Source organism: Micromonospora rubida (assembly GCF_009908295.1).
GTDB classification, from domain to species: Bacteria; Actinomycetota; Actinomycetes; order Mycobacteriales; family Micromonosporaceae; genus Micromonospora; species Micromonospora rubida.
Window position 1 is genome coordinate 127,419 of record NZ_JAAALO010000010.1, and the last position, 17,895, is coordinate 145,313.

The following is a 17,895-nucleotide window of genomic DNA, read 5'->3' on the forward strand; positions in this document are numbered from 1 at the left end:
GCTCGGGCGGCGGGCTGAGTTGGCCAACAGGCGCGTCGGCGTACGGCCGTCAGCGTCACACGGCCCCTGAACAGTGTGAATGCGGTTCGGGTCGCGTCAGCGCGCCGAGACGCCGGTGCGGAAGGCCCGCCGGTAGGCCGCCGGCGAGGTACGCATGATCCGGCCGAAGTGGTGGCGGAAGGTGACTGGTGAGTCGAAGCCGACCAGGCCCGCGATCCGCTCGACCGGCCAGTCCGAGGTCTCGAGCGGGGCGAGGCTGGTCCGGACCCGCTGGACGATCAGCCAGCGGATCGGGCTGCTGCCGGTCGCCCGAGCGAAATGCCGCAGGTACGACCGGGAGGACATCCGAGCCCGGGCGGCCAGCGTCTCGACGGTGATCGGCTGCGCCAGGTGTCCCAGCGCCCAGTCCATGCTGCGGGCCACCCCGTCGTCGTCCTGGGCGATCGGGCCCACCGGCGCCTCGATGAACTGGGCCTGCCCGCCGTCCCGGTGCGGCGCGGTGACCAGCCTGCGGGCGACGGCGTTCGCGACCGTGCTCCCGTGGTCCTGTCGAACGACATGCACGCAGAGGTCGAGCCCCGCGGCACTGCCCGCGCTGGTGAGCACGTCCCCGAGGTCGACGTAGAGCACGTCGGCGTCGACCCGCACGGCCGGGTGGCGGCGGCGCAGCTCGTCGGCGTACTGCCAATGGGTTGTCGCCCGACGGCCATCGAGCAGGCCCGCGGCGGCCAGGGCGAAGGCACCCGAGCAGATGGACATCAGCCGGGCGCCCCGCCGGTGGGCCAGCCGCAGCGCGGCGACGAGATCCGGGGACGGGTCCACAGTGACATCGGGCACCCCGGGCACGATCACTGTTTCGGCAGCGGCGAACGTGTCCAGCCCGTACGGGGTCTCGAGACTGGCCCCGCCGAGGAGCGGCACCGGCCCGGATTGCTCGGCGCAGATGGTGAGGTCGTACCAGGGGCGGCCGAGCTCGGGCCGGGGCAGCCCGAACACCTCGGTGACGATGCCGGTTTCGAAGACCGACATGCCGGGATAGGCCAGCACGGAGACCGTTCGTCGAACCTCGGGCGGCACGGTCATGGCGGGATCTTAGCGAAACATGGCATCAGCGCCACTGTCGTCCGCCCCCCGCCGGCCGGCAGGCTGCTGGGCATGTCGAAAGCCTTTTCCGTGCCGGCGGCCCCGCCCGCGATCGCCATCGCCCATTTCACCGCCCGGCTCTCCGTCGAGACCGATGTCAGCGACGTGCACGCCGACCTGGAGTCCGGGGCCGACATGCTGGTGGTGGACAGCAGGAACGAGAGCGCCTGGCGTCAGGGACACCTGCCCGGCGCGCTGCACCTGCCCACCGCCGATATCGCCAGCCGCGCTTCGGCGCTGGTCCCCGCCGGACGCCGGGTCGTCACGTACTGCTGGGGTCCGGGGTGCAACGGCGCGACCCGGGCCGCCCTGGAGTTCGCCAAACTGGGCTTTGCGGTCAAGGAGATGATCGGCGGGTACGAGTACTGGGTCCGCGAGGGTCTCCCGGTGCTGACCCCGGAGGGCCTGCTCCGACGGCCGGCGGACGACTTGACCGCGCCCAACGCGGCCGAGGCGTGCGGCTGCTGAGATCGCGCCGATCGCCGAGTGGTCGGGCCCGCCGCGCGCGCCACGGCAGGGAGGTCTTCCGGTGCGTCAGAGCATCCGGCGGAAGGCGGCCACCGCGTCCTGCTGCATCCGCCGCGACACAGCCGCCTCGGTCACCAGCGCGGAGCCGTGGAAGGTGGCCGGGTACAGGTGCGCCTCGGTCGGCACGCCGGCCTGGGCCAGCCGCTGGGCATAGTGCATTCCCTCGTCGCGTACCGGATCGAACTGGCAGCTCGATATGAACGCCGGCGGCAGCCCGGCAAGGTCCTCCGCGCGGGCCGGGGCGGCGTACGGCGACACGCTCGGGTCGCCGGGCTTGACGTCGTCCCCGAGGTAGTAGGCCCAGCCCAGCTCGGCGCTGGGGCGATTCCAGATCGGGGTGTCGACGTAGGCGCGCATGGACACGCTGTCGAGCTGGTCGTCGAGCACCGGGACGTCAAGGTACTGCATGGCCAGCCGCGGGCCGCCCCGGTCGCGGGTCAGCAGGGTGAGGCCGGCGGCGATCCCGCCACCGGAGCTGCGGCCGTAGAGGCCCAGGCGGGTGGGGTCCACGCCGAGTTCGTCGGTGTTGCCGGCGAGCCAGCACAGCACCGCGTAACAGTCCTCCAGGGCCGCCGGGAAGGGCTCCTCGGGCGCGAGGCGGTAGTCGACGGCGATCACCACGGCCCCGATGCCGGTGGCGAACGCGGCGGCGTCGGCGTGTTCGAGCGCTAGGTCGCCGAGCACGAAGCCGCCGCCGTGCAGGTGCAGGACGGCCGGCGCCGGCGCCGTCGCCGGCTGCGGGGTGTAGATCCGCACCGGGACGGCGGGGGCGCCGGCCGGGCCGGGCACCGTGCGGTCCAGCACGGTAAGGCCGGTCAGGTCGGGCTGGGGAAGCTGGGCCGCGATGGCCCGCCCGACCTCGCGGGCGGCGGCCGGGTCGCGAAGGTCGAGGATGGGCAGCATCGGGGCCCACGGTGCCAGCTCCGTATCAAAGGGATATGTCATGACAACCTCCACGGCCGGGACCGCTCGGAAGGCTGCCGAGCGGCATTTGTCTTACCGACGAGCGACCGGGCAAGGATCAGACATCTTGGGTGGTACTACTTTCTGGCCTCCCTTGCCGAGTCGGTCTGACGTCGCGGCCGTCGGTCCGGCACCGACCGCTCATGCGGCCGGTGCCTGACCCGGTCAGCTCGCCAGCAGCAGCGCGACGCCGGCCAGCGCGCCCAGCGCGGAGAAGCCGGCCCCGATGCCCAGGGCGAGCCGTGGCGACTGCGAGACCCGCCGGGAGTACCTGATGCGGTTCTCGACGAAGTGGAAGGTCAACCAGGCCGGGGCGATCGACAGTGCGATCACCAGCAGTCCGGTGGACGTCGACAGCGGTCCCCAGTACGTGGCCGCGATCGCGAGCATCGGCCAGTGCCACAGGTACAGCGAGTAAGACAGCGCGCCGATCCAGCGCAGTGGCGCGGTCCCGAGCAGAGTCTCCACCCCGCCCCGGGCCGTGGCGCAGCCGGCCGCGATGACCGCCGCGGTGCCTAGTACCGGCAGGGCGGCGGTGTAGCCGGGGAAGTCCATCATCGGGGTGAAGAACAGGCACGTCACCAGCACCGCTGCCAACCCGGCCCAGCCCAGCACGACAGCGACCGGCTTGGGTAGCCGGGCCCAGGCCCCGACCGACATGGCGACGCCGGCGCCGACGGCCAACTCCCAGATCCGGCTGGTGGTCTGGAAGAACGCCGGGGACTGCGCACCGACGGTGGTGGTTACCGACCAGGCCAGCGAGCAGGCGGCCAGCAGGCCCAGCGCCGTCGCCAGCACCGGCTTCAGCCGGGTGCCGGACACCTTGGCCAGCGCCACCGCCAGCAGGACAAGCAACGGCCAGATCAGGTAGTACTGCTCTTCGACGGCAAGCGACCAGAAATGCTGGACGGGGGACGGCGGCATCGTCGGGTCGGGGTGCGTGAAGCGCTCGGCCAGCCGCCAGTTCAGCAGGTAGGCCACCGCGGCGACGATGTCGCCGCCAATCTGACCCCACCGGCCACGAGGCACCATCAGGAACACGAACACCGCTGTCGTCAGCAGCACCACGTTGACCGCCGGCAGCAGTCTCTTGGCCCGGCGGGCGTAGAAGGCGATCAGCGAGACCCCGCCGGTCCGGTCCTGTTCGGACAGCAGTTGGGCGGTGATGAGGTAGCCCGAGATGACGAAGAAGACGTCGACGCCGGCGAAGCCGCCGGAGAGCGCCGGCACGCCGGCGTGGAACAGCATCACCATCACCACGGCGACCGCGCGGATTCCCCCGATGTCGCCACGGAATCTGGAGCGCGGCCGGTCGGGCGGACTTGGGTGGCTCGGCTCGTCGACGGCCGGCGATGGCGCCGGCCGTTCGGGGCCGGCGGGGTTGGACGGGCGTTAAATGCGCCGGGTCGGCTGGAGCGGACACCATTCTTCCTGAGGGGAATTCAGAAAGCTTGACCTAAATCTATGAGCATGAGGCTGGCTACATTCGTGGCCATCTTTAGCAGGGAATCGTTCTGTTGTCGAGACGCGTGGCGTCGTGAATGCTGTGACATGTCGTGAATGGGATACCTGGCCGGCCCAGCCGGATCGCAGTGGTGGAGCAGTCGACGACCGCTTTCTGTGGAAAGCCGAGATAGTTGCGGCAATGGCCGGATACCTAATTCATTCGAGCTAAATGAATGCATTGCCCTGGCTTTCGGCCTGGCCTGCCTGGCTCAGTCCATCGGCGACCAATCGTGACCCCTGCGACATGAGGTGGTGAAGCGGCTGGCCCAGGAAGCACCTCCCGCATCAGGTGAGTCATCGAAGGGCCCTACCCAGGGCAGCGACGGGCAGTGCGTGGAGGTGCGTGACCGGGTCGCCCTGGTTGACGAACGCGACTCCAAGGCCCCCGCCGCCGGTGGATGCTGAGCTTCGCCCCCGCAACAACCCTGTCTATTGCCGGGTGAGGCCGACGGTGGCGGCAAGGCGGGCTACGTCGGCGGCGGTGGGCCGGCGTGCAGGACGGCCGGGAGTGCGGTGCGGGCGGTGGGGCGGATGCGGGTCTCGGTGGGGGCGATGCTGTCGGCGGTGGCGTCCCACGGCACCGAGCCGCCGCGCCCACAGCTCCGCCCAGACCATGGTCCCCGGCCGACCGGGGACCGCACCCGCGACACCGCAAGGACCCCGGGTGGTATCGGGGGAGACGGGACGCCGGCCGGTCGGGGCTTCCTGCCTGCTGCCTCGCTCACACGTCACCATCAGCGCCTTCCGGGCGTTGACAGTGCAAGGTATTTCAGCCGACTATCCTCAGTCACTATTAATTACGACAAATGCAAGCCACGCCCCTAAGTTGAATATCCGGCCCCAAAGGCGCTGTCGCAGCGTAGCTACAATGCGGCTGGCAACGTCAGGTCGCACTGGGGAGGGCGCGGATGCTGGGAACTGCGAGGAAGCCGTGACAACGATGGGCATCTGGCGTAGAAGTCTGTGGCGCTATCGAGTCACCACTGCGGGAATTGCGCTGACTTCTTTCGGAGCCGCCACGGCTCTGGACAACCCTCCCACAGCAGTCAGTGTCCTAGCAGCAGTTGTTGGCTGCCTCGTGTCCCTACTGGAGATCCGAGCCAATCGCCGCCGGGCTCGGTTGGTGCGGTTCCAGTCTCGGGACGGCGACGACTACCGCGACCTTTCAAGTCAACTGGCAAGTTTCGGGCCGATCGTAGAAAGCGCACACGATGTCGGCGTGGTAATGACAAAAGAGTGCGCGCGACTTCGAAGCCAGGCTGTCCGAGCCGAGCTCGAAAGCTCACCGTACCGCCTGCCTCGCGAGCTCAAGATCTGGTCGTTCGACTTCCTTGGGCGCCGGGCCCGGGTTGCTGCCATGTACAACGGCGACATCCTCGGCCTGGCCTCTGACCTGCCTTCCGGCGATGAGGACGTAGTCGTCAAGCTCAGGCCCGGCCGCTATTTCGACTTCTTCTGCAGCAACCTGCTCGCCCCATTTGATGTGTGGGAAACAGGGCGGAAGTTGCCGCATCTCCGGGGAAGGGAACTAATCCTCGATCAGCGTGGGCAACTGATGACCTTCCGGCGCAGCCGACTCGCGAACACGGTCGGCGTCTCGTCCCTGGCCTTCACCACGGACGGTCAACTGATCCTTGTGGCCCAGGCCAAGGACAATGTGGGAAGCCCCGGCCTCATCGCCCCATCCGGCTCTGGCGCTCTCGAGCCCCGCGACGTACCGCAGGATGGAACCGGGCTGACGATCGGAGAAATCGTCCTCCGCGGTGCTGAGCGGGAGTTGCGGGAGGAATGCCACATCAGCTCGCCCGAAGTCGAGATCAGTGAGATTGTGGGGCACGGCCGGTGGATCAGTCGAGGTGCCATGCCGGAGTTCTGCGCGGTCACTCTTCTTCAACTCACCAGCGACCAGGTACTAGATCGGGCGATCCGGCTCGTCGAGCGACCCTACGTCTCCGAGGTGCTGGCGGTTGACCTAGCGCCAATAGCCAGATGGAACCCGAGAAAGCCGCTGACCATGCTGCCAGAGGCAGCAACGGCCAGTGCATGGAGGTGCGTGACCGGGTCGCCCTGGTCGACTGTCGTTCGGTGCGGTTGTCTATTGCCGGGTGAGGCCGACGGTGGCGGCGAGGCGGGCCGCGCGCTCGATGGCCTCGTCGGCGGCGTCGGCGAAGCCGAGTCAGTCATCGTCACCGTCCGCTGACCGGCCCTGTTTCACCGTCGACGTGGCGTAGCCGGGTGAGAACATCGGCGATTTCCTGGGTCTCCTCGTGGTCCGGCCCGTAGACCAGCGAGAGGTCCTCACGCAGCGGCACCAGCTCGGCAAGCGCCTGTTCGGCATTGCCTTCCGCGAGCAGGAGCCTGCAGATGTTGCGGCGCAGTTCCAGGGCGTCGAAGGACACGTCGCCCTCGGCGGCGCGGACGTGGGTGAGCGCCTGCCGGAACTGGCGTAGCGCGACGGTGGCCTCGCCCAGCTCCGCGCGGCAGTGGGCAGCCTGACGCAGACAAGCCAGCGCATCGTCACTGGTCGGGCCTCCGGTGCGCGCGAACGCCGAGTACAGGGCATCGAACTCTGGCAGGGCCTGGCGGAACCTATCGTAGCGGCTGGCGCGATTTCCCAGCCTCGGTTAAATCGGCCTCGGATAGGGGTCGATCGGCGGCCTGTATTGTCCCAGCTCAGCGCCGGTAGCAGCAGATCTGCCCAGTGAGAGGAGCCATGACACTCCCGTGGCCGTCACGCTGTTCAACGGCGCGGCTGAGGAATCACGGGCCTCGGCTTGGCAGCCAGCAGCGGGTGCACCCGACATCGGGCGTTGATCCAGTCTCGGGTCACCGGGCAGAGCCAGCCGGCCACCTGGATGGCTGTCGCGCGGAGGTCTGCGACCGGCCGGTTGAACATCGGCTCGTGGTGGGCCAAGCGGTTGCGGGCCTCGTGGAGACGACCGACCGCGCTGTGTACTGTTCGGCGGCGTTGACCAGGGAACGCCCGGTAGAGACAGCCGCGCCACAACGTGGCGTCGTACCGGGTGGCCAGCAGGAACCGCCAGAAGCCGAGGTTCAACTCGGCGACCACCCGGCCAGGCGTCTCCTGACGCCCGTCCCGGGTCGCCCGGATGCGCGCCTTCGCGATATCCCGGTGCGCCTCGTCGGTCAGCGCCGCGCCCGGATCGAGATACCAGCTCGGCTCGGCGTACCGCCGCCGTGACCACGCCATCAGTTCCTCATGCAGGGCGTTGCGGAGCAGGATCTCCAGATGGCCCAGTGTCGTACCCAATGCTGCCGAGACCTCGGCGTTCCACTCGTAGAGGGCCATTGCGGCAGCGAGGTCTCCGCCGCTTGCGGCCCGATACGGCGTCAGCCGCTCCGGCGACCACCGCCGCTCCAACGTCGTCAGCTCAGCAACATTCAACCGACGTCACCTTCCCGCTCACCAAGCTGGAGAAACACGCTATGCTTGCCCCGAAGACCCCGGTCAGCCTCTGCCCCTCGTGGGCACGCAGCCGGGGTTTTGACTTGTCCAGGGGCAAGGCCACCTATCTGGGCATCCCCACCAGCACCTCTTCTTGACCGTGGCCGGCCGGTCAACGGGTGGCCCAGTGGCTCGTAGAACCGCTCTGGCTGATGCCACGCGCCCGCAGTTCGTGTCGACATGCCCTGCTCAACGAGCGTGAGCCTGCCCGGCAATGAGCCTGCCTCACAACCGGTACCACCGACCGTCCGTCGAGTTGTAGAACGAGTCGGTGCCGCCGCCCAGTGGCGGGCGGCGGCACCGTTCAGTGTGGCTACTGGCGGGTCAGGCCGATGGTGGCGGCGAGGCGGGCCACGTCGGCGGCGGTGGGTCCGGCGCGGAGCACGGCGGTCAGCGCGGCGTGGGCGGCGGGGCGGAGGCGGGTCTCCGCGGGGGCGATGCCGTCGGCGGTGACCAGGGCGCGGCCGGCGGCGTGGTGGTCGCCGAGGTCGAGGTGGGCGCGGGTGATGTCGATGAGGTGGGCGGCCCGGTGCTCGGCGGGGAGCAGGCGCCAGGCGTCGTCGGCGGTGGCGCGTCGGTGGGCGGTGACGGCCCAGTGGTGGTCGCCGAGGCGCATGGCGGTCAGGGCGCGGGCGAGTTCGACGGTGACGGTGCCGAACCCGATGCCGTCGTGGTCGCCATGGTGCCGCTCGCCGTGGGCGGTGGCGAGGTGGGCCGCCCGCTCGGTGAACTCGGCAGTGGCGGCGGCGGCCCCGCACGCGGCGGCGGCGAGGGCGGCCTCGGTCAGCAGGGTCCCCGTCAGCGCGGGCTCCTCCGGCAGGAAGGCGCGGGCGGGCGCCAGGTCGAGCCGGTGTGCGGCGGTGGCGGCGGCGGCGGCGGCCATCGCCAGCCGCCCCCGCCGCAGCGCCCGGAGCGCCTGGGCGAGGGAGACCGCCGCGAGGGCCGCCCGACGTGGATCACCGGCGGCGGCGGTCATGGCCCGGTCGGCCGCCAGCCAGGCCAGGTCGGCCTCGCCGAGCTTGGCCAGCACCTGGGCGGCGAGCCGGTACACCCGCACCGGCAGGTCGGCGGCGGCCGGGTCGTCCGTCTGGACGTGGTAGGCCCGGCGGCTGTCGCCGAGCAGGTCGGGCAGCATCCGCAACACCTGGGCGTGGTGGCCGTTGCGGTACGCCGTCCAGGCGTACCCGACCTGGCCGTCAAGCTGCCGCAGCGACGACGCCGGCGGGCCGTCGCTGCCGAGCCGGGGTACGTCGTAGCGCGCCAACGCCTCGCGCACCCGCTCCACGGCGCTGCCGGTGTCGGTGTCGGCGGCCGGTCCCCGCTGGGCCTTGCCGGCCAGCAGGACGGTCGGGGCGACGCCGAGGGCCGCGGCGACCGTCTCGATCACCGAAAGCCGATCGAGGGTACGGACGCCGCGCTCGACCTTGTCCACCCAGCTCTTGGACTTGCCGACCCGGTCGGCGAAGACCTGCTGATTCATGCCCCGGTTGATCCGCAGCTCCGCCACCCGCCGCCCGATCGGCAACTCGTTGCCGGTGCGCCTGCCGGGCCCCGTCATCGCTCCTGCTCCGTCGGCGGCTGCATGGCCAACGTGGACTCCCCGCAGCGCGGACACCACCGGGACTTGACCCGGAACGCGAGCAGCCCGAGCAGAAAGCCCGGCACCAGCCCTCCGAACACGGCCGACACGACTTCGGACATCACGATCACTCTCACCTTCTGGCGAGGGTGAGCCGGGCGCTGCCCGCTCGGCTCCTGGTGCGAGGGCTGATGCTCTGCCAGGAAAAGTTAGCGCACTTACTCAGGTGTAGTAAAGAAGCTAATAGCACTTACTTGCGGATCATGAAGACCCGGCCTCTGTTTGCTGCGGCTGGGGAGCCATGGTCGACTTGAGCGCAAGCAGGTGCGCCGACTCGAAGGGGTCATCCATGACCGGCAAGGAACCGCCCAACTACCAGCGCGTCGTGGACGACCTGCGCTGGCGGATCCTCTCTGGTGAGCTGGCCCCCGGCGACAAACTCCCCACCGAGAAGGAACTTCAGCAGCGCTGGGGGTTTTCCACCACGATCATCAAGCACGCCCTCACCCTGCTCCGCGGCGAAGGACTCATCGAGGGCCGACGCGGGTCCGGCAACTACGTCCGCGACCGGACCCAGCTCGTGCGCCGCGCCCACTCCCGGGACCTGCGCAAGCGCATCGGCAGCACGTCACTGTTCGCCCGGGACAGCGAAGCCGTAGGCAAGCGACCGAGCTGGGAGTCAGACAGCAAGAAGATCCCCGCAGCACCCCGCACCGCCGAACGGCTCGGGATCCAGCCCGAGGACGAGGTCATGTACACCAAGTACCGCTACCTGGCTGACGGGATCCCGATCCAGCTCGCCTACTCGTATGAGCCGCTGACCATCACTGGCGGCACGCCGGTCGAGTACCCCGAGCAAGGGCCGATCGTCGGCGTAATCGCCCGCATGGACTTCATCGGCGTGGCCATCGACCGGTTCGTGGAAGAGATCACCACCCGGCCGGCGATGCCCGAAGAGGCTGATGCCCTCGAACTCGACCGGCGCGGTGGCATGTGGGTGATCGCAGTCGAGCGCACCTACTTCGCCGGGCAGACCGCAGTGGAGACCGCCGACATCGTGTTCCCCGGTGACCGTTACCGGCTCGTCTACGAGGTGCCCGTCGACCCCTGGTCGCCACCCGACGAGACCGAGGTGTCCTGAGGGGGCGGTTTGAGAATCTTCTGACTGATCTTTCCTTGTGTCCAGTTGGAGGACCCTCGCTTTCTGACGAGCGGCGTCTCACGCAACACGGTCCGCGACGCCACCGCGTTGCTGGTCAACGAGGGCTTGGTGCACAGGGTGCCGGGGCGCGGCGGCGGCATGATCGTCCAAAGGAAGGTCACCCTGACGTTCCACGCTCATCGTGCCGAGATGCCTGCCCAGCCGACGGCCGAGACAGACGCGTGGCGGTCGGAGGTTGTGGCGCAAGGTTACGAGGCGTCACAGGAGTTCTCCCTGACGATCCAGTCGCTCTCGCCCGACCTCGCCGAACGCCTCCACGCCCCGGCTCCTGGCCGAACGGGGTCACGAGCAGACGGCCTTCTACGACGAGTACGTCTCCCGGATGCCAACGCCCGAGGAAACGAGGCTGCTCGGGTTGCAGCCCGGCACGACGATCCTGCTGCACATCCGCACCGGCTACACCGAGCAGCGCCCCGTGCGGGTGTCCTTCAACGTGTTCGCCGGCGACCGCAACCAGATCGTCACCACCCACGGAGACGTACACATCATCGCCAGATTCCGCCCGGAGGAAGCCCCAGAATGATCGTCACGCCGGCCCGGCTGAGGGATGTCGACGTCATCATGAGCTGGCGGCACGAGCGCGTGTCGTGGCTTGCCGCCCGGGGCGAAGAGCAGTGGTCCATCCCGCTGCCCCGCTCCGCCGTGGCATCGACGATTTCAGCCGGACAGACGTGGATGGTCTGGGAGGGCGACGACCCGATCGCCACCATCACCCTGACCGCGTATGTGGACGTCGACAGCCTGTGGAAGCCAGACCGGGACCCCGAGGCGCTGTGGCACCCCGAGGACGACCCGGCCGACGCGATATACGCAGCAAAGATGATGATCCCGCTTGCCCATGCCGGTGAAAACCTTGGCGGTGAACTGCTGGACTGGGCTGGTGGCCGGGCATACGAGGCGGGGCTGACGTGGCTGCGGCTCGACGCCTGGACCACCAATCACCGGCTGCACAACTACTACCGCCGGCAGGGCTTTCGACACATACGCACCGTCGAATCCCGCGTCTCCGGCGCGTGTTTTCAACGGCCATCCCAGCCCTACCTGAAAGGCCGGCTCAAGACAGAGGCGGCATGACCGTTCCGGAACCGTGCCAGGCCGCACCACACGCATCCGGCAGCCCGAAGTGCTCGGCCAGGGTCATTGCGTTTATCGCGGGTGCGGTCCCTGGTTGGTCCGGGGCCGTGGCCGTGGCCGGGGCGGCGGCAAAGTCGCGGAGTGTCCGGTGCCGCGCAGGATCGGAGCCGTGTACGTGGATAGCCGCCGGTGCGGCGATCACCGCGCAACTCGGCTACTTGGTCCCGCCGCCGGCACCACCCACCGACGCCCGTCCTGCTGCGCTTGTTCCCCGCCCCCGCCCCCGCCGAACCTGCCCGCAGCCGTCCATGTAACGGGACTTACGTTCCACTGTTTGGGATAACTGAGGATCTTGGAAGCAAATGGCCCTTGGAGGGGCCACTTCCATCCAAGGTCTTCCATGCGGCCAGCCGTGGCCCGGGTGGGCGTCGGAAATGGCGCTCGTAGGCGTGGCGTGAGGGTCCGGGGGCTCGTTTCGAGAACTTCGACGATCTTCTGAAACGGCTCTGCCTGCGCTGCTCCCGCCAGCAAGGGCGCGTCTCCGCCAGCCACCCCAGGCCGGGAGGGCCGCCCGGCTTTGCCGAGGCGTGAGGGCCGTGGCCGGGGCGGAGCTGTGGGCGAGGCGGTCGATGCCATGGGGCGGCGCCTATGGAGCTGAGTCGTCCACGTCCTCACGGCCGGTCGGGCCACCGCCGTCGGTTACCCACCGCCGTGTCGGGTCGTCGCTTGCGGTCGCCGGGCACGGCGAGCGTGGCTGATGTCGTATCCGACTCAGCTCCACGGGCGCCGGGAGACATACCTGCCGCAGAGCGGCACCCACGCCAGGAACACGAGAGGCCAGCAGAACCGTAACGCTCCGCGAGCGTTGCACAGGGGGCAGCAGAGCAAAGGGGCCGCTGCGGTGTTGCCCGCCGGTCGGCGACGATGTCAGCGTCGGCGTTCCGCCCCCGCCCCGCCCCCGGGGTGGGGCTTCACGATCGTCTGCTGACGACCCGTGCCGGCGTGTGACGGGAAGCGGCCCGGTTCACATCGACGCCAATCTCTGGCGCGAGCGGCCCTCGCATGGTAGGAATTTGCCAAGTTCGGCGTTGCTCGCGAAGGATTTCACCCACGGAGAGGCCTCGATGAGGATAAGAAGGATCATGGCCGGCCTCACGGCCGCCATCGTCGCTCCGGCTGTGGCGGCCACCCCGACCTGGGCGGCCCCCACGGACGAACAGGTCGTCAGCTACCGCGGCTACCAGGTGTCGGTGCCGGCTAACTGGCAGGTCGTCGACCTGTCCACCGACCCGCACGCGTGCGTCCGGTTCGACCGACTCACGGTCTACCTCGGTCACCCGAGCGCCGAGCCCTGGTGCCCCGCAGGGCTGGTCGGGCGTACGGCAGGACTGATCATCGAGCCGATCGACGCCGTCACCACCGAGCGCCTCAGCGCGGACACCGCCGTCACGGCCAGCGGCCGGGCGACCGTGGATGCCCTGGTGTCCCGCGACGGGACGGCCCAGGTCGCGGTGCGCGACGCGGGCGTACTCGTCACGGCCCTCCACACCCCGGAGACCGAGCCGGCGGTCCGCCGGATCCTGGCCGCCGCCAAGCTCGGCGCGGGTGCCAGGCCGGTGTCCCTGGACGCCGTCCGTGCGGCCTCGACGCCCGCCACGGTGGCGCCGTCGCTGGCGCCCGGCCCGCAGCCGGGCACCTACACCGGCAAGGGCTTCGACACGTGCACCGCCCCGTCGCAGTCGACGATGGACACCTGGCGCAACAGCTCGCCCTACCGCGCCGTCGGCATCTACATCAGCGGCGCGAGCCGATCCTGCACCCAGGCCAACCTGACCGCGACCTGGGTGTCCAACCAGGCCGCCAAGGGCTGGCACCTCATCCCCATCGAGCTCGACCGCCAGGCGCCGTGCGGCACCCGCCTGCCCAAGATGTCGTACGACCCCGCCACGGCGCGGTCCGAGGGTGCGACCCGGGCGACCAGTGCGGTGAACGCGGCCAAGGCGCTGGGCATCCCCGCCGGGAGTGCGATCTACAACGACATCGAGCAGTACCCGGCGGGTGAGTCGTGCAAGGCGGCCGTGCTCTCGTACCTCTCCGGCTGGACCGAACGGCTCCACACGCTCGGCTACCTCTCGGGCATGTACTCCAGCGGTTCCTCCGGGGTCCGGGATCTGTGCAACGCGTACAACGACACCCGGTACACCCGCGTCGACCATCTCTACCTCGGCTGGTGGAACGGCGTGGCGAACACCGACGCCGGCGACTACTGCCCGGACGCGTACTACAGCAACCACCAGCGCATCCACCAGTACACCGGTGACACCAGCGAGACCTGGGGCGGCGTGACGATCTACATCGACCGCGACTATCTCGACGTCTCGACCGGCACCACGGAGCCGCCGCAGGGGTTCACCGTCACCGTCGACAACACCACCACGGGCCGGTTCACCGCGAGCGCGAACTGGAGCGTCTCAGCCTATTCCAGTCAACGGTTCGGCACCGACTACCGGTTCGCCACCCCGACCCCCGCCAGCGACGCCGCCTGGTTCGCCGCGGACCTCCCGGAGACCGGCAGCTACGAGGTCTCGGTCTGGTACCCGGCCGACCCGGGCTACAACGACTCGACCCCGTACGTCGTCGCCACCACCAGCGGCAGCCAGACGGTGAAGGTGAACCAGCGTCTCAACGGGGGACGATGGGTGTCACTCGGCGTGTTCACGCTGGCCGCAGGCGCGGGCAACAAGGTGGGCGTGAGCCGGTGGACCAGCGGCACCGGCTACGTCATCGCCGACGCGGTCCGCATCACCCGCGCCTGACCGGCGGCACGAACGAGCGGCTGTGACGCGACAGCCGATGGTCCGGGCCGATGTGGTCGACCCGGGCCATCGGCTCCGGCCGACCGTACCCATGGCAGGTCAGCTCTTCTCGGGCCGCACCCCAGCGATCGACCGGGCCCGCCGGCTCAGCGCGTCCACGCGCTCGGTGAGTTCGCGTACGGCAGCCTCGTCGTCGCCGTCGACGGCCGTGATGCCGTCGAGCAGCTCGGCGTACTCGGACGTCAGCCGCAGGTACCTCCGGCCGAAGTTCCGGTCGAAGCCGCCGGGCCGGCGGTCCGCCAGGGCGTACCGTTGGTCGAGGTCGATGATCTGTTGGGCCAGCACGGCGGCGGCGGCGCTCAGCGCGCTGCGGTCGTCGGCGTGCTCGTCGCGCCGGCTGCGGCGGGTCGCGGCGAGCCGGCCGGCCCGGCGGCCTCCGATGTAGAGCCCCGTCGCTCCGGCGACGACGCCCACGATCGCCGCGGCCGCGAGCAGGTACCGGGGCAGGGACGGGCTGATCGTGCGGGCCCCGTCGGGAACGGTGCCGCTCTTCACCAGCAGGTCGTAGTTGACGGTGGCGACCTTCAGCGCCTCCAGGGGACGGCCGACGAAGGCGTCGATGCCCCGGCCGACGGTCATCTCCGCCACGGCGGCCCGGCCGAAGTTCTCCTTGTCGCGGCGGGGCAGCAGCGCACAGCCGTAGGTGTCGTAGTCGTCCCCGTCGCGGCTCAGCACCAGCACGACCGTCCCGTCGGCGGCGCGTTCCACCTGGTGGCAGGCACCCCGAAGGTCGGCGCCGGGTTCCAGCAGGATCACCACCAGCCGGCGGTTGCCGATCACCCGTTCCGCCGCTGCCCGGTCCAGGTCGACGCCGGGCGCGGCGTAGACCGACGAGGTGCGGACCTGGCGGGCCACCGGGCCGTCCAGCGCGCCGCCGGTCCACAACGCCCAACCCGCCAGGACCGCGCAGGCCAGCACGGCGAGGCGGAAGGGCGCGTCGACCAGGTCGGCAGGCCGGCGTCGTACGGGTGGTCTCACGACAACCTTTCCCGCAGGTAGAGGTACGGTCGGTAACCGGGAATGCCCAGCGTGCGGGCGGCGTCGTCCAACTCGTCCGCCGCCTCCGTCAGCAACGTCCGGACGTGCCGGTCCGGCAGGCCCTCGCCGAGCGCCTCGCTCGCCGCCCGAAGCCTGACGATGCCCCGGGCCAGCGCCGGATCGCTGCGGGCGTCGGTCAGCAGCGACATCTCGACGGCGAGGGCGGTGAGACCGGCCAACCGCGCCGGGATGCGGTCCCGGCGCGGGCGGTGCCGACGCGGTTCACGCGGGCGCGGGCTGCCCGGGCGGATCCCCGGGCCGGCCGCGGGGCGGCGCAGCGACCGGATCGACAGGATCAGGAACACCGCCACGCAGACCGCGAACACCCACGGCAGCGCCGGCAGCGCCACCCGCAGCGGATCGATCGGACGGTACGGCAGGGGCCGCTCGAACAGGCCCGCGTAGCGGACGTCGGTGACCCGGTCGAGGTAGGTCGCCAACACGTTGCCCTGTGGGTAGTCGTACCGGCTGAGCCGGCTGCCGAACTGACCGTAGAAGCTCGCCCCGGCCAGCTCGGCGAAGTCGTCGTGCCCCGGGCCGTGGTACTCGATCCAGAGGCCGTACAGCACCACGATCGGGGTGCCCGGGAAGAGCCTGGTCAGCGCCGGACCGTACCGGGGCACAGGTGCGCCGTCGCGCTGCGGGGGAAGCGCGACGAAGCGGGCGCCGTCCGGGAAGGCGTTCCTGGCGTTGTCGGCGGGAATCTTGGTGAGCGTGGCCCCGGGCGCGCGGTGCAGCCCGGTGGCCCGCAGATCGGCGGCGACGACGGCCAGCTCACGGTCGGTCGGCTCCCGCCACCGCAGCTCGGCGCGGTCGGGCGGCGTGGGCTGGTCCGTCAGCTTCGCGATGAGCGCCGCCAACGGCACCGTCACGTCGCCGGCGGCGAACTGGTCGCGCCAGCTGGGCAGGTCGTCGGCGGTGGCCTGGTAGATGCTGCCGGTCACCTCGGTGCCGATCACCCGGACGGTCGCGTTCTGCACGTCCCGGACCCGTTCGCGTTCGTCCTCGTCCAGTCCGGGTGGGGCGACCAGGATGCGGACGTCCCGGTTTCCGATGAATTCCCGTATCCGCTGCTCGTCCCACCGCGCGGTCGAACCTGGCAGCCGCACCACGGGGTGGGCGGCCACCAGCGCGGTCATCTCGGCCACAGAGGGCACGCTCGCGTCGCTCAGCTCGCCGGCCGAACCCTCCTCGACCCCGGCCGAGGACGACGGCGACCTGCCGTAGCTGACGTCGACGCTCTGCCGCTGGGCGAGCAGGAAGACCACCAGGACGACCACGGCGATGCCGAGGAACGCCCAGCGCAGCAGCTCGCGGGGGCCTCGGCCCAGGCGGCCGGTCATGCGTGCTCCCGCCACAGCCGGTCGGCCTGCCGGGCGTACCCGGCCGCCGCCCGCGCCGCTGCGGGCCCGCCCCGGCCCGCGGCGATCAGCTCGGCGCGGGCGAGCAACTGCTCGGCCTCGGGCACCCGGGTCGCGGCCGCGTCCCGGCTCACGGCCGCGCTGTCGATCTCCGTGCGGGCGGTGGACCAGGCGGTACGGCGAGCCTGCTCCCGGGCCCGCCACCAGGGCAGCAGGGTCGTCGCGAAGCCCGCACCCAGCAGGAGCACGCCGCCCACCAGCCAGATCGGGAGGGTGTGTGACATGCGCTCCAGCCTTGTGCCGAGGGGGCGGCGTCAGTCGCCGAGACAAGCGGGTACCGCCGATCATGTCAAAACGTTCGGCACGGTGCACTCGTGTGCCTGTCCCGTGACCGACCCCTGCCGCATCCTGGCCGAAGGCCGGGCGCCGGCCAGCGCGACCGATTCTCCCGGCCCAACCGCTGACCTGCCGGGCGCCGGTGGACCAGTGACCCGGCCGGCGGCGGACCTTGGACGCTTCCTGTCGCCCACGAACGTGAACTGTCCACAGTCCCGAAGGAGGACGGGCGGCGGGTAGGTAGGTAGGGGTGCTCATCCGGGGTGCCGCGGTCCGGGGAAGGATCGTGCCGTGAACACCTCGACGCGTACACGTGCTCTGCTCGGTGGGTTGGTCCTCACGGTGTCGACGGTCGCGGTCTGGTGGGCCTGGCTCGGCTGGGACACGGAGTACACGGTCGACCCGGTGACCGACTCGGTCAGCGGCCCGTACGACGTGTGGCAGGTCGCCGGGTGCGTCCTGTCCCTGGCGGTCATCGCGGCCGTCGGCGGCTGGCTGTTCAGCCCCTGGCTGGTGGTGCCGGTCATGACCGTGGCGTTCACCGTCGCCTGGGCGTGGCGGGCGGCGACGAGCGACGACTCGGGCCTGTGGGCGATCGGCGCGGTCCTGATCCTGGTCGGGATGGCGGCCGGCACGACCGTGGTCAGCGCGGTCGCCCACGCGCTGCGTCGGCGGCGCGCCGGCGGCAGCTGATCCGCACCGGTCGCCGCGCCGAACCTGGCGGAGGAGCGCGCCGGCCGGTCAGCCCGGTCTCCCCGGCCACGGCCGTACGGCCGCAGGCCAGGCGAGGACAGGGCCACTGC

Annotated in this window: 17 protein-coding genes; 7 read left to right on the forward strand and 10 right to left on the reverse strand. The window is 70.5% G+C overall.

The genetic code is table 11. The features are described 5' to 3' along the window. Positions 1–96: 96 nt before the first annotated feature. Complete coding sequence (locus GVV04_RS27575; protein WP_161691903.1) at positions 97–1,083, reverse strand: helix-turn-helix domain-containing protein; 987 nt, start codon at positions 1,081–1,083, stop codon at positions 97–99. A 72-nt stretch (positions 1,084–1,155) separates the two neighbouring features. Between GVV04_RS27575 and GVV04_RS27580 the strand changes: the two genes are divergently transcribed. Next, on the forward strand, positions 1,156–1,611 hold the full coding sequence (locus tag GVV04_RS27580) for a rhodanese-like domain-containing protein (protein ID WP_161691904.1): 456 nt from the start codon (positions 1,156–1,158) through the stop codon (positions 1,609–1,611). 66 nt (positions 1,612–1,677) lie between these two features. Here the strand turns inward: GVV04_RS27580 and GVV04_RS27585 are convergent, their stop codons facing one another. Then, complete coding sequence (locus GVV04_RS27585) at positions 1,678–2,616, reverse strand: alpha/beta hydrolase (RefSeq protein WP_201754240.1); 939 nt, start codon at positions 2,614–2,616, stop codon at positions 1,678–1,680. A gap of 183 nt (positions 2,617–2,799) precedes the next feature. Further along, positions 2,800–3,918 carry an acyltransferase family protein gene (locus GVV04_RS27590; RefSeq protein WP_328822614.1) on the reverse strand — a complete coding sequence of 373 codons (1,119 nt, stop codon included), beginning with the start codon at positions 3,916–3,918 and terminating at the stop codon, positions 2,800–2,802. 1,345 nt (positions 3,919–5,263) lie between these two features. Between GVV04_RS27590 and GVV04_RS27600 the strand changes: the two genes are divergently transcribed. Further along, positions 5,264–6,340, forward strand: a complete 1,077-nt coding sequence (locus tag GVV04_RS27600; protein WP_161691908.1) for a hypothetical protein — start codon at positions 5,264–5,266, stop codon at positions 6,338–6,340. Here the strand turns inward: GVV04_RS27600 and GVV04_RS32425 are convergent. The 4 genes from GVV04_RS32425 to GVV04_RS32430 form a co-directional block, all read right to left on the reverse strand. Next, complete coding sequence (locus tag GVV04_RS32425) at positions 6,327–6,539, reverse strand: hypothetical protein (RefSeq protein ID WP_201754241.1); 213 nt, start codon at positions 6,537–6,539, stop codon at positions 6,327–6,329. The two genes, GVV04_RS27600 and GVV04_RS32425, sit on opposite strands and share 14 nt — an antisense overlap. Positions 6,540–6,880: 341 nt before the next feature. Then, positions 6,881–7,546: an Abi family protein gene (locus tag GVV04_RS27610; protein ID WP_161691909.1), complete on the reverse strand. Its 666-nt coding sequence runs from the start codon at positions 7,544–7,546 to the stop codon at positions 6,881–6,883. Between the two features lie 373 nt (positions 7,547–7,919). Further along, positions 7,920–9,164 carry a helix-turn-helix domain-containing protein gene (locus GVV04_RS27615; protein WP_161691910.1) on the reverse strand — a complete coding sequence of 415 codons (1,245 nt, stop codon included), beginning with the start codon at positions 9,162–9,164 and terminating at the stop codon, positions 7,920–7,922. Beyond that, positions 9,161–9,307: a hypothetical protein gene (locus tag GVV04_RS32430; RefSeq protein WP_201754242.1), complete on the reverse strand. Its 147-nt coding sequence runs from the start codon at positions 9,305–9,307 to the stop codon at positions 9,161–9,163. The genes GVV04_RS27615 and GVV04_RS32430 overlap by 4 nt, the downstream gene beginning before the upstream one ends. A gap of 227 nt (positions 9,308–9,534) precedes the next feature. On the opposite strand from GVV04_RS32430, the gene GVV04_RS27620 reads away from it, so the two are divergent. The 4 genes from GVV04_RS27620 to GVV04_RS27635 all read left to right on the forward strand — a co-directional run bounded on the left by GVV04_RS27620 (position 9,535) and on the right by GVV04_RS27635 (position 14,297). Next, on the forward strand, positions 9,535–10,326 hold the full coding sequence (locus GVV04_RS27620) for a GntR family transcriptional regulator (protein WP_161691911.1): 792 nt from the start codon (positions 9,535–9,537) through the stop codon (positions 10,324–10,326). 349 nt (positions 10,327–10,675) lie between these two features. Continuing rightward, on the forward strand, positions 10,676–10,930 hold the full coding sequence (locus tag GVV04_RS33615) for a UTRA domain-containing protein (RefSeq protein WP_235967137.1): 255 nt from the start codon (positions 10,676–10,678) through the stop codon (positions 10,928–10,930). Next, positions 10,927–11,481, forward strand: coding sequence for a GNAT family N-acetyltransferase (locus GVV04_RS27630; RefSeq protein WP_161691912.1), 555 nt, complete (start codon positions 10,927–10,929; stop codon positions 11,479–11,481). The genes GVV04_RS33615 and GVV04_RS27630 overlap by 4 nt, the downstream gene beginning before the upstream one ends. Positions 11,482–12,623: 1,142 nt before the next feature. Beyond that, positions 12,624–14,297 carry a glycoside hydrolase domain-containing protein gene (locus tag GVV04_RS27635; RefSeq protein WP_161691913.1) on the forward strand — a complete coding sequence of 558 codons (1,674 nt, stop codon included), beginning with the start codon at positions 12,624–12,626 and terminating at the stop codon, positions 14,295–14,297. Positions 14,298–14,396: 99 nt separating this feature from the next. Here GVV04_RS27635 and GVV04_RS27640 read toward each other — a convergent pair whose 3' ends face one another. The 3 genes from GVV04_RS27640 to GVV04_RS27650 are packed head-to-tail and all read right to left on the reverse strand — an operon-like array spanning position 14,397 to position 17,040. Continuing rightward, complete coding sequence (locus GVV04_RS27640) at positions 14,397–15,335, reverse strand: hypothetical protein (protein WP_328822600.1); 939 nt, start codon at positions 15,333–15,335, stop codon at positions 14,397–14,399. Beyond that, the gene (locus GVV04_RS27645) at positions 15,332–16,738 is read right to left on the reverse strand and encodes a hypothetical protein (RefSeq protein ID WP_201754243.1); all 1,407 of its coding nucleotides are present in this window, start codon (positions 16,736–16,738) and stop codon (positions 15,332–15,334) included. The genes GVV04_RS27640 and GVV04_RS27645 overlap by 4 nt, the downstream gene beginning before the upstream one ends. After that, positions 16,735–17,040, reverse strand: coding sequence for a DUF6403 family protein (locus GVV04_RS27650; RefSeq protein WP_161691914.1), 306 nt, complete (start codon positions 17,038–17,040; stop codon positions 16,735–16,737). The genes GVV04_RS27645 and GVV04_RS27650 overlap by 4 nt, the downstream gene beginning before the upstream one ends. A gap of 343 nt (positions 17,041–17,383) precedes the next feature. Between GVV04_RS27650 and GVV04_RS27655 the strand changes: the two genes are divergently transcribed. After that, complete coding sequence (locus tag GVV04_RS27655; RefSeq protein WP_161691915.1) at positions 17,384–17,785, forward strand: hypothetical protein; 402 nt, start codon at positions 17,384–17,386, stop codon at positions 17,783–17,785. Positions 17,786–17,895 lie beyond the last annotated feature (110 nt).

What these genes read in the sequence shown, in the direction of transcription:
- GVV04_RS27615 (WP_161691910.1), bottom strand. Translation starts at nt 9,164, where the DNA reads ATGACGGGGCCCGGCAGGCGCACCGGCAACGAGTTGCCGATCGGGCGG.
- GVV04_RS27575 (WP_161691903.1), bottom strand. Translation starts at nt 1,083, where the DNA reads ATGACCGTGCCGCCCGAGGTTCGACGAACGGTCTCCGTGCTGGCCTAT.
- GVV04_RS27585 (WP_201754240.1), bottom strand. Translation starts at nt 2,616, where the DNA reads ATGACATATCCCTTTGATACGGAGCTGGCACCGTGGGCCCCGATGCTG.
- GVV04_RS27645 (WP_201754243.1), bottom strand. Translation starts at nt 16,738, where the DNA reads ATGACCGGCCGCCTGGGCCGAGGCCCCCGCGAGCTGCTGCGCTGGGCG.
- GVV04_RS27650 (WP_161691914.1), bottom strand. Translation starts at nt 17,040, where the DNA reads ATGTCACACACCCTCCCGATCTGGCTGGTGGGCGGCGTGCTCCTGCTG.
- GVV04_RS27630 (WP_161691912.1), top strand. Translation starts at nt 10,927, where the DNA reads ATGATCGTCACGCCGGCCCGGCTGAGGGATGTCGACGTCATCATGAGC.
- GVV04_RS27580 (WP_161691904.1), top strand. Translation starts at nt 1,156, where the DNA reads ATGTCGAAAGCCTTTTCCGTGCCGGCGGCCCCGCCCGCGATCGCCATC.
- GVV04_RS27620 (WP_161691911.1), top strand. Translation starts at nt 9,535, where the DNA reads ATGACCGGCAAGGAACCGCCCAACTACCAGCGCGTCGTGGACGACCTG.
- GVV04_RS27635 (WP_161691913.1), top strand. Translation starts at nt 12,624, where the DNA reads ATGGCCGGCCTCACGGCCGCCATCGTCGCTCCGGCTGTGGCGGCCACC.
- GVV04_RS32430 (WP_201754242.1), bottom strand. Translation starts at nt 9,307, where the DNA reads ATGTCCGAAGTCGTGTCGGCCGTGTTCGGAGGGCTGGTGCCGGGCTTT.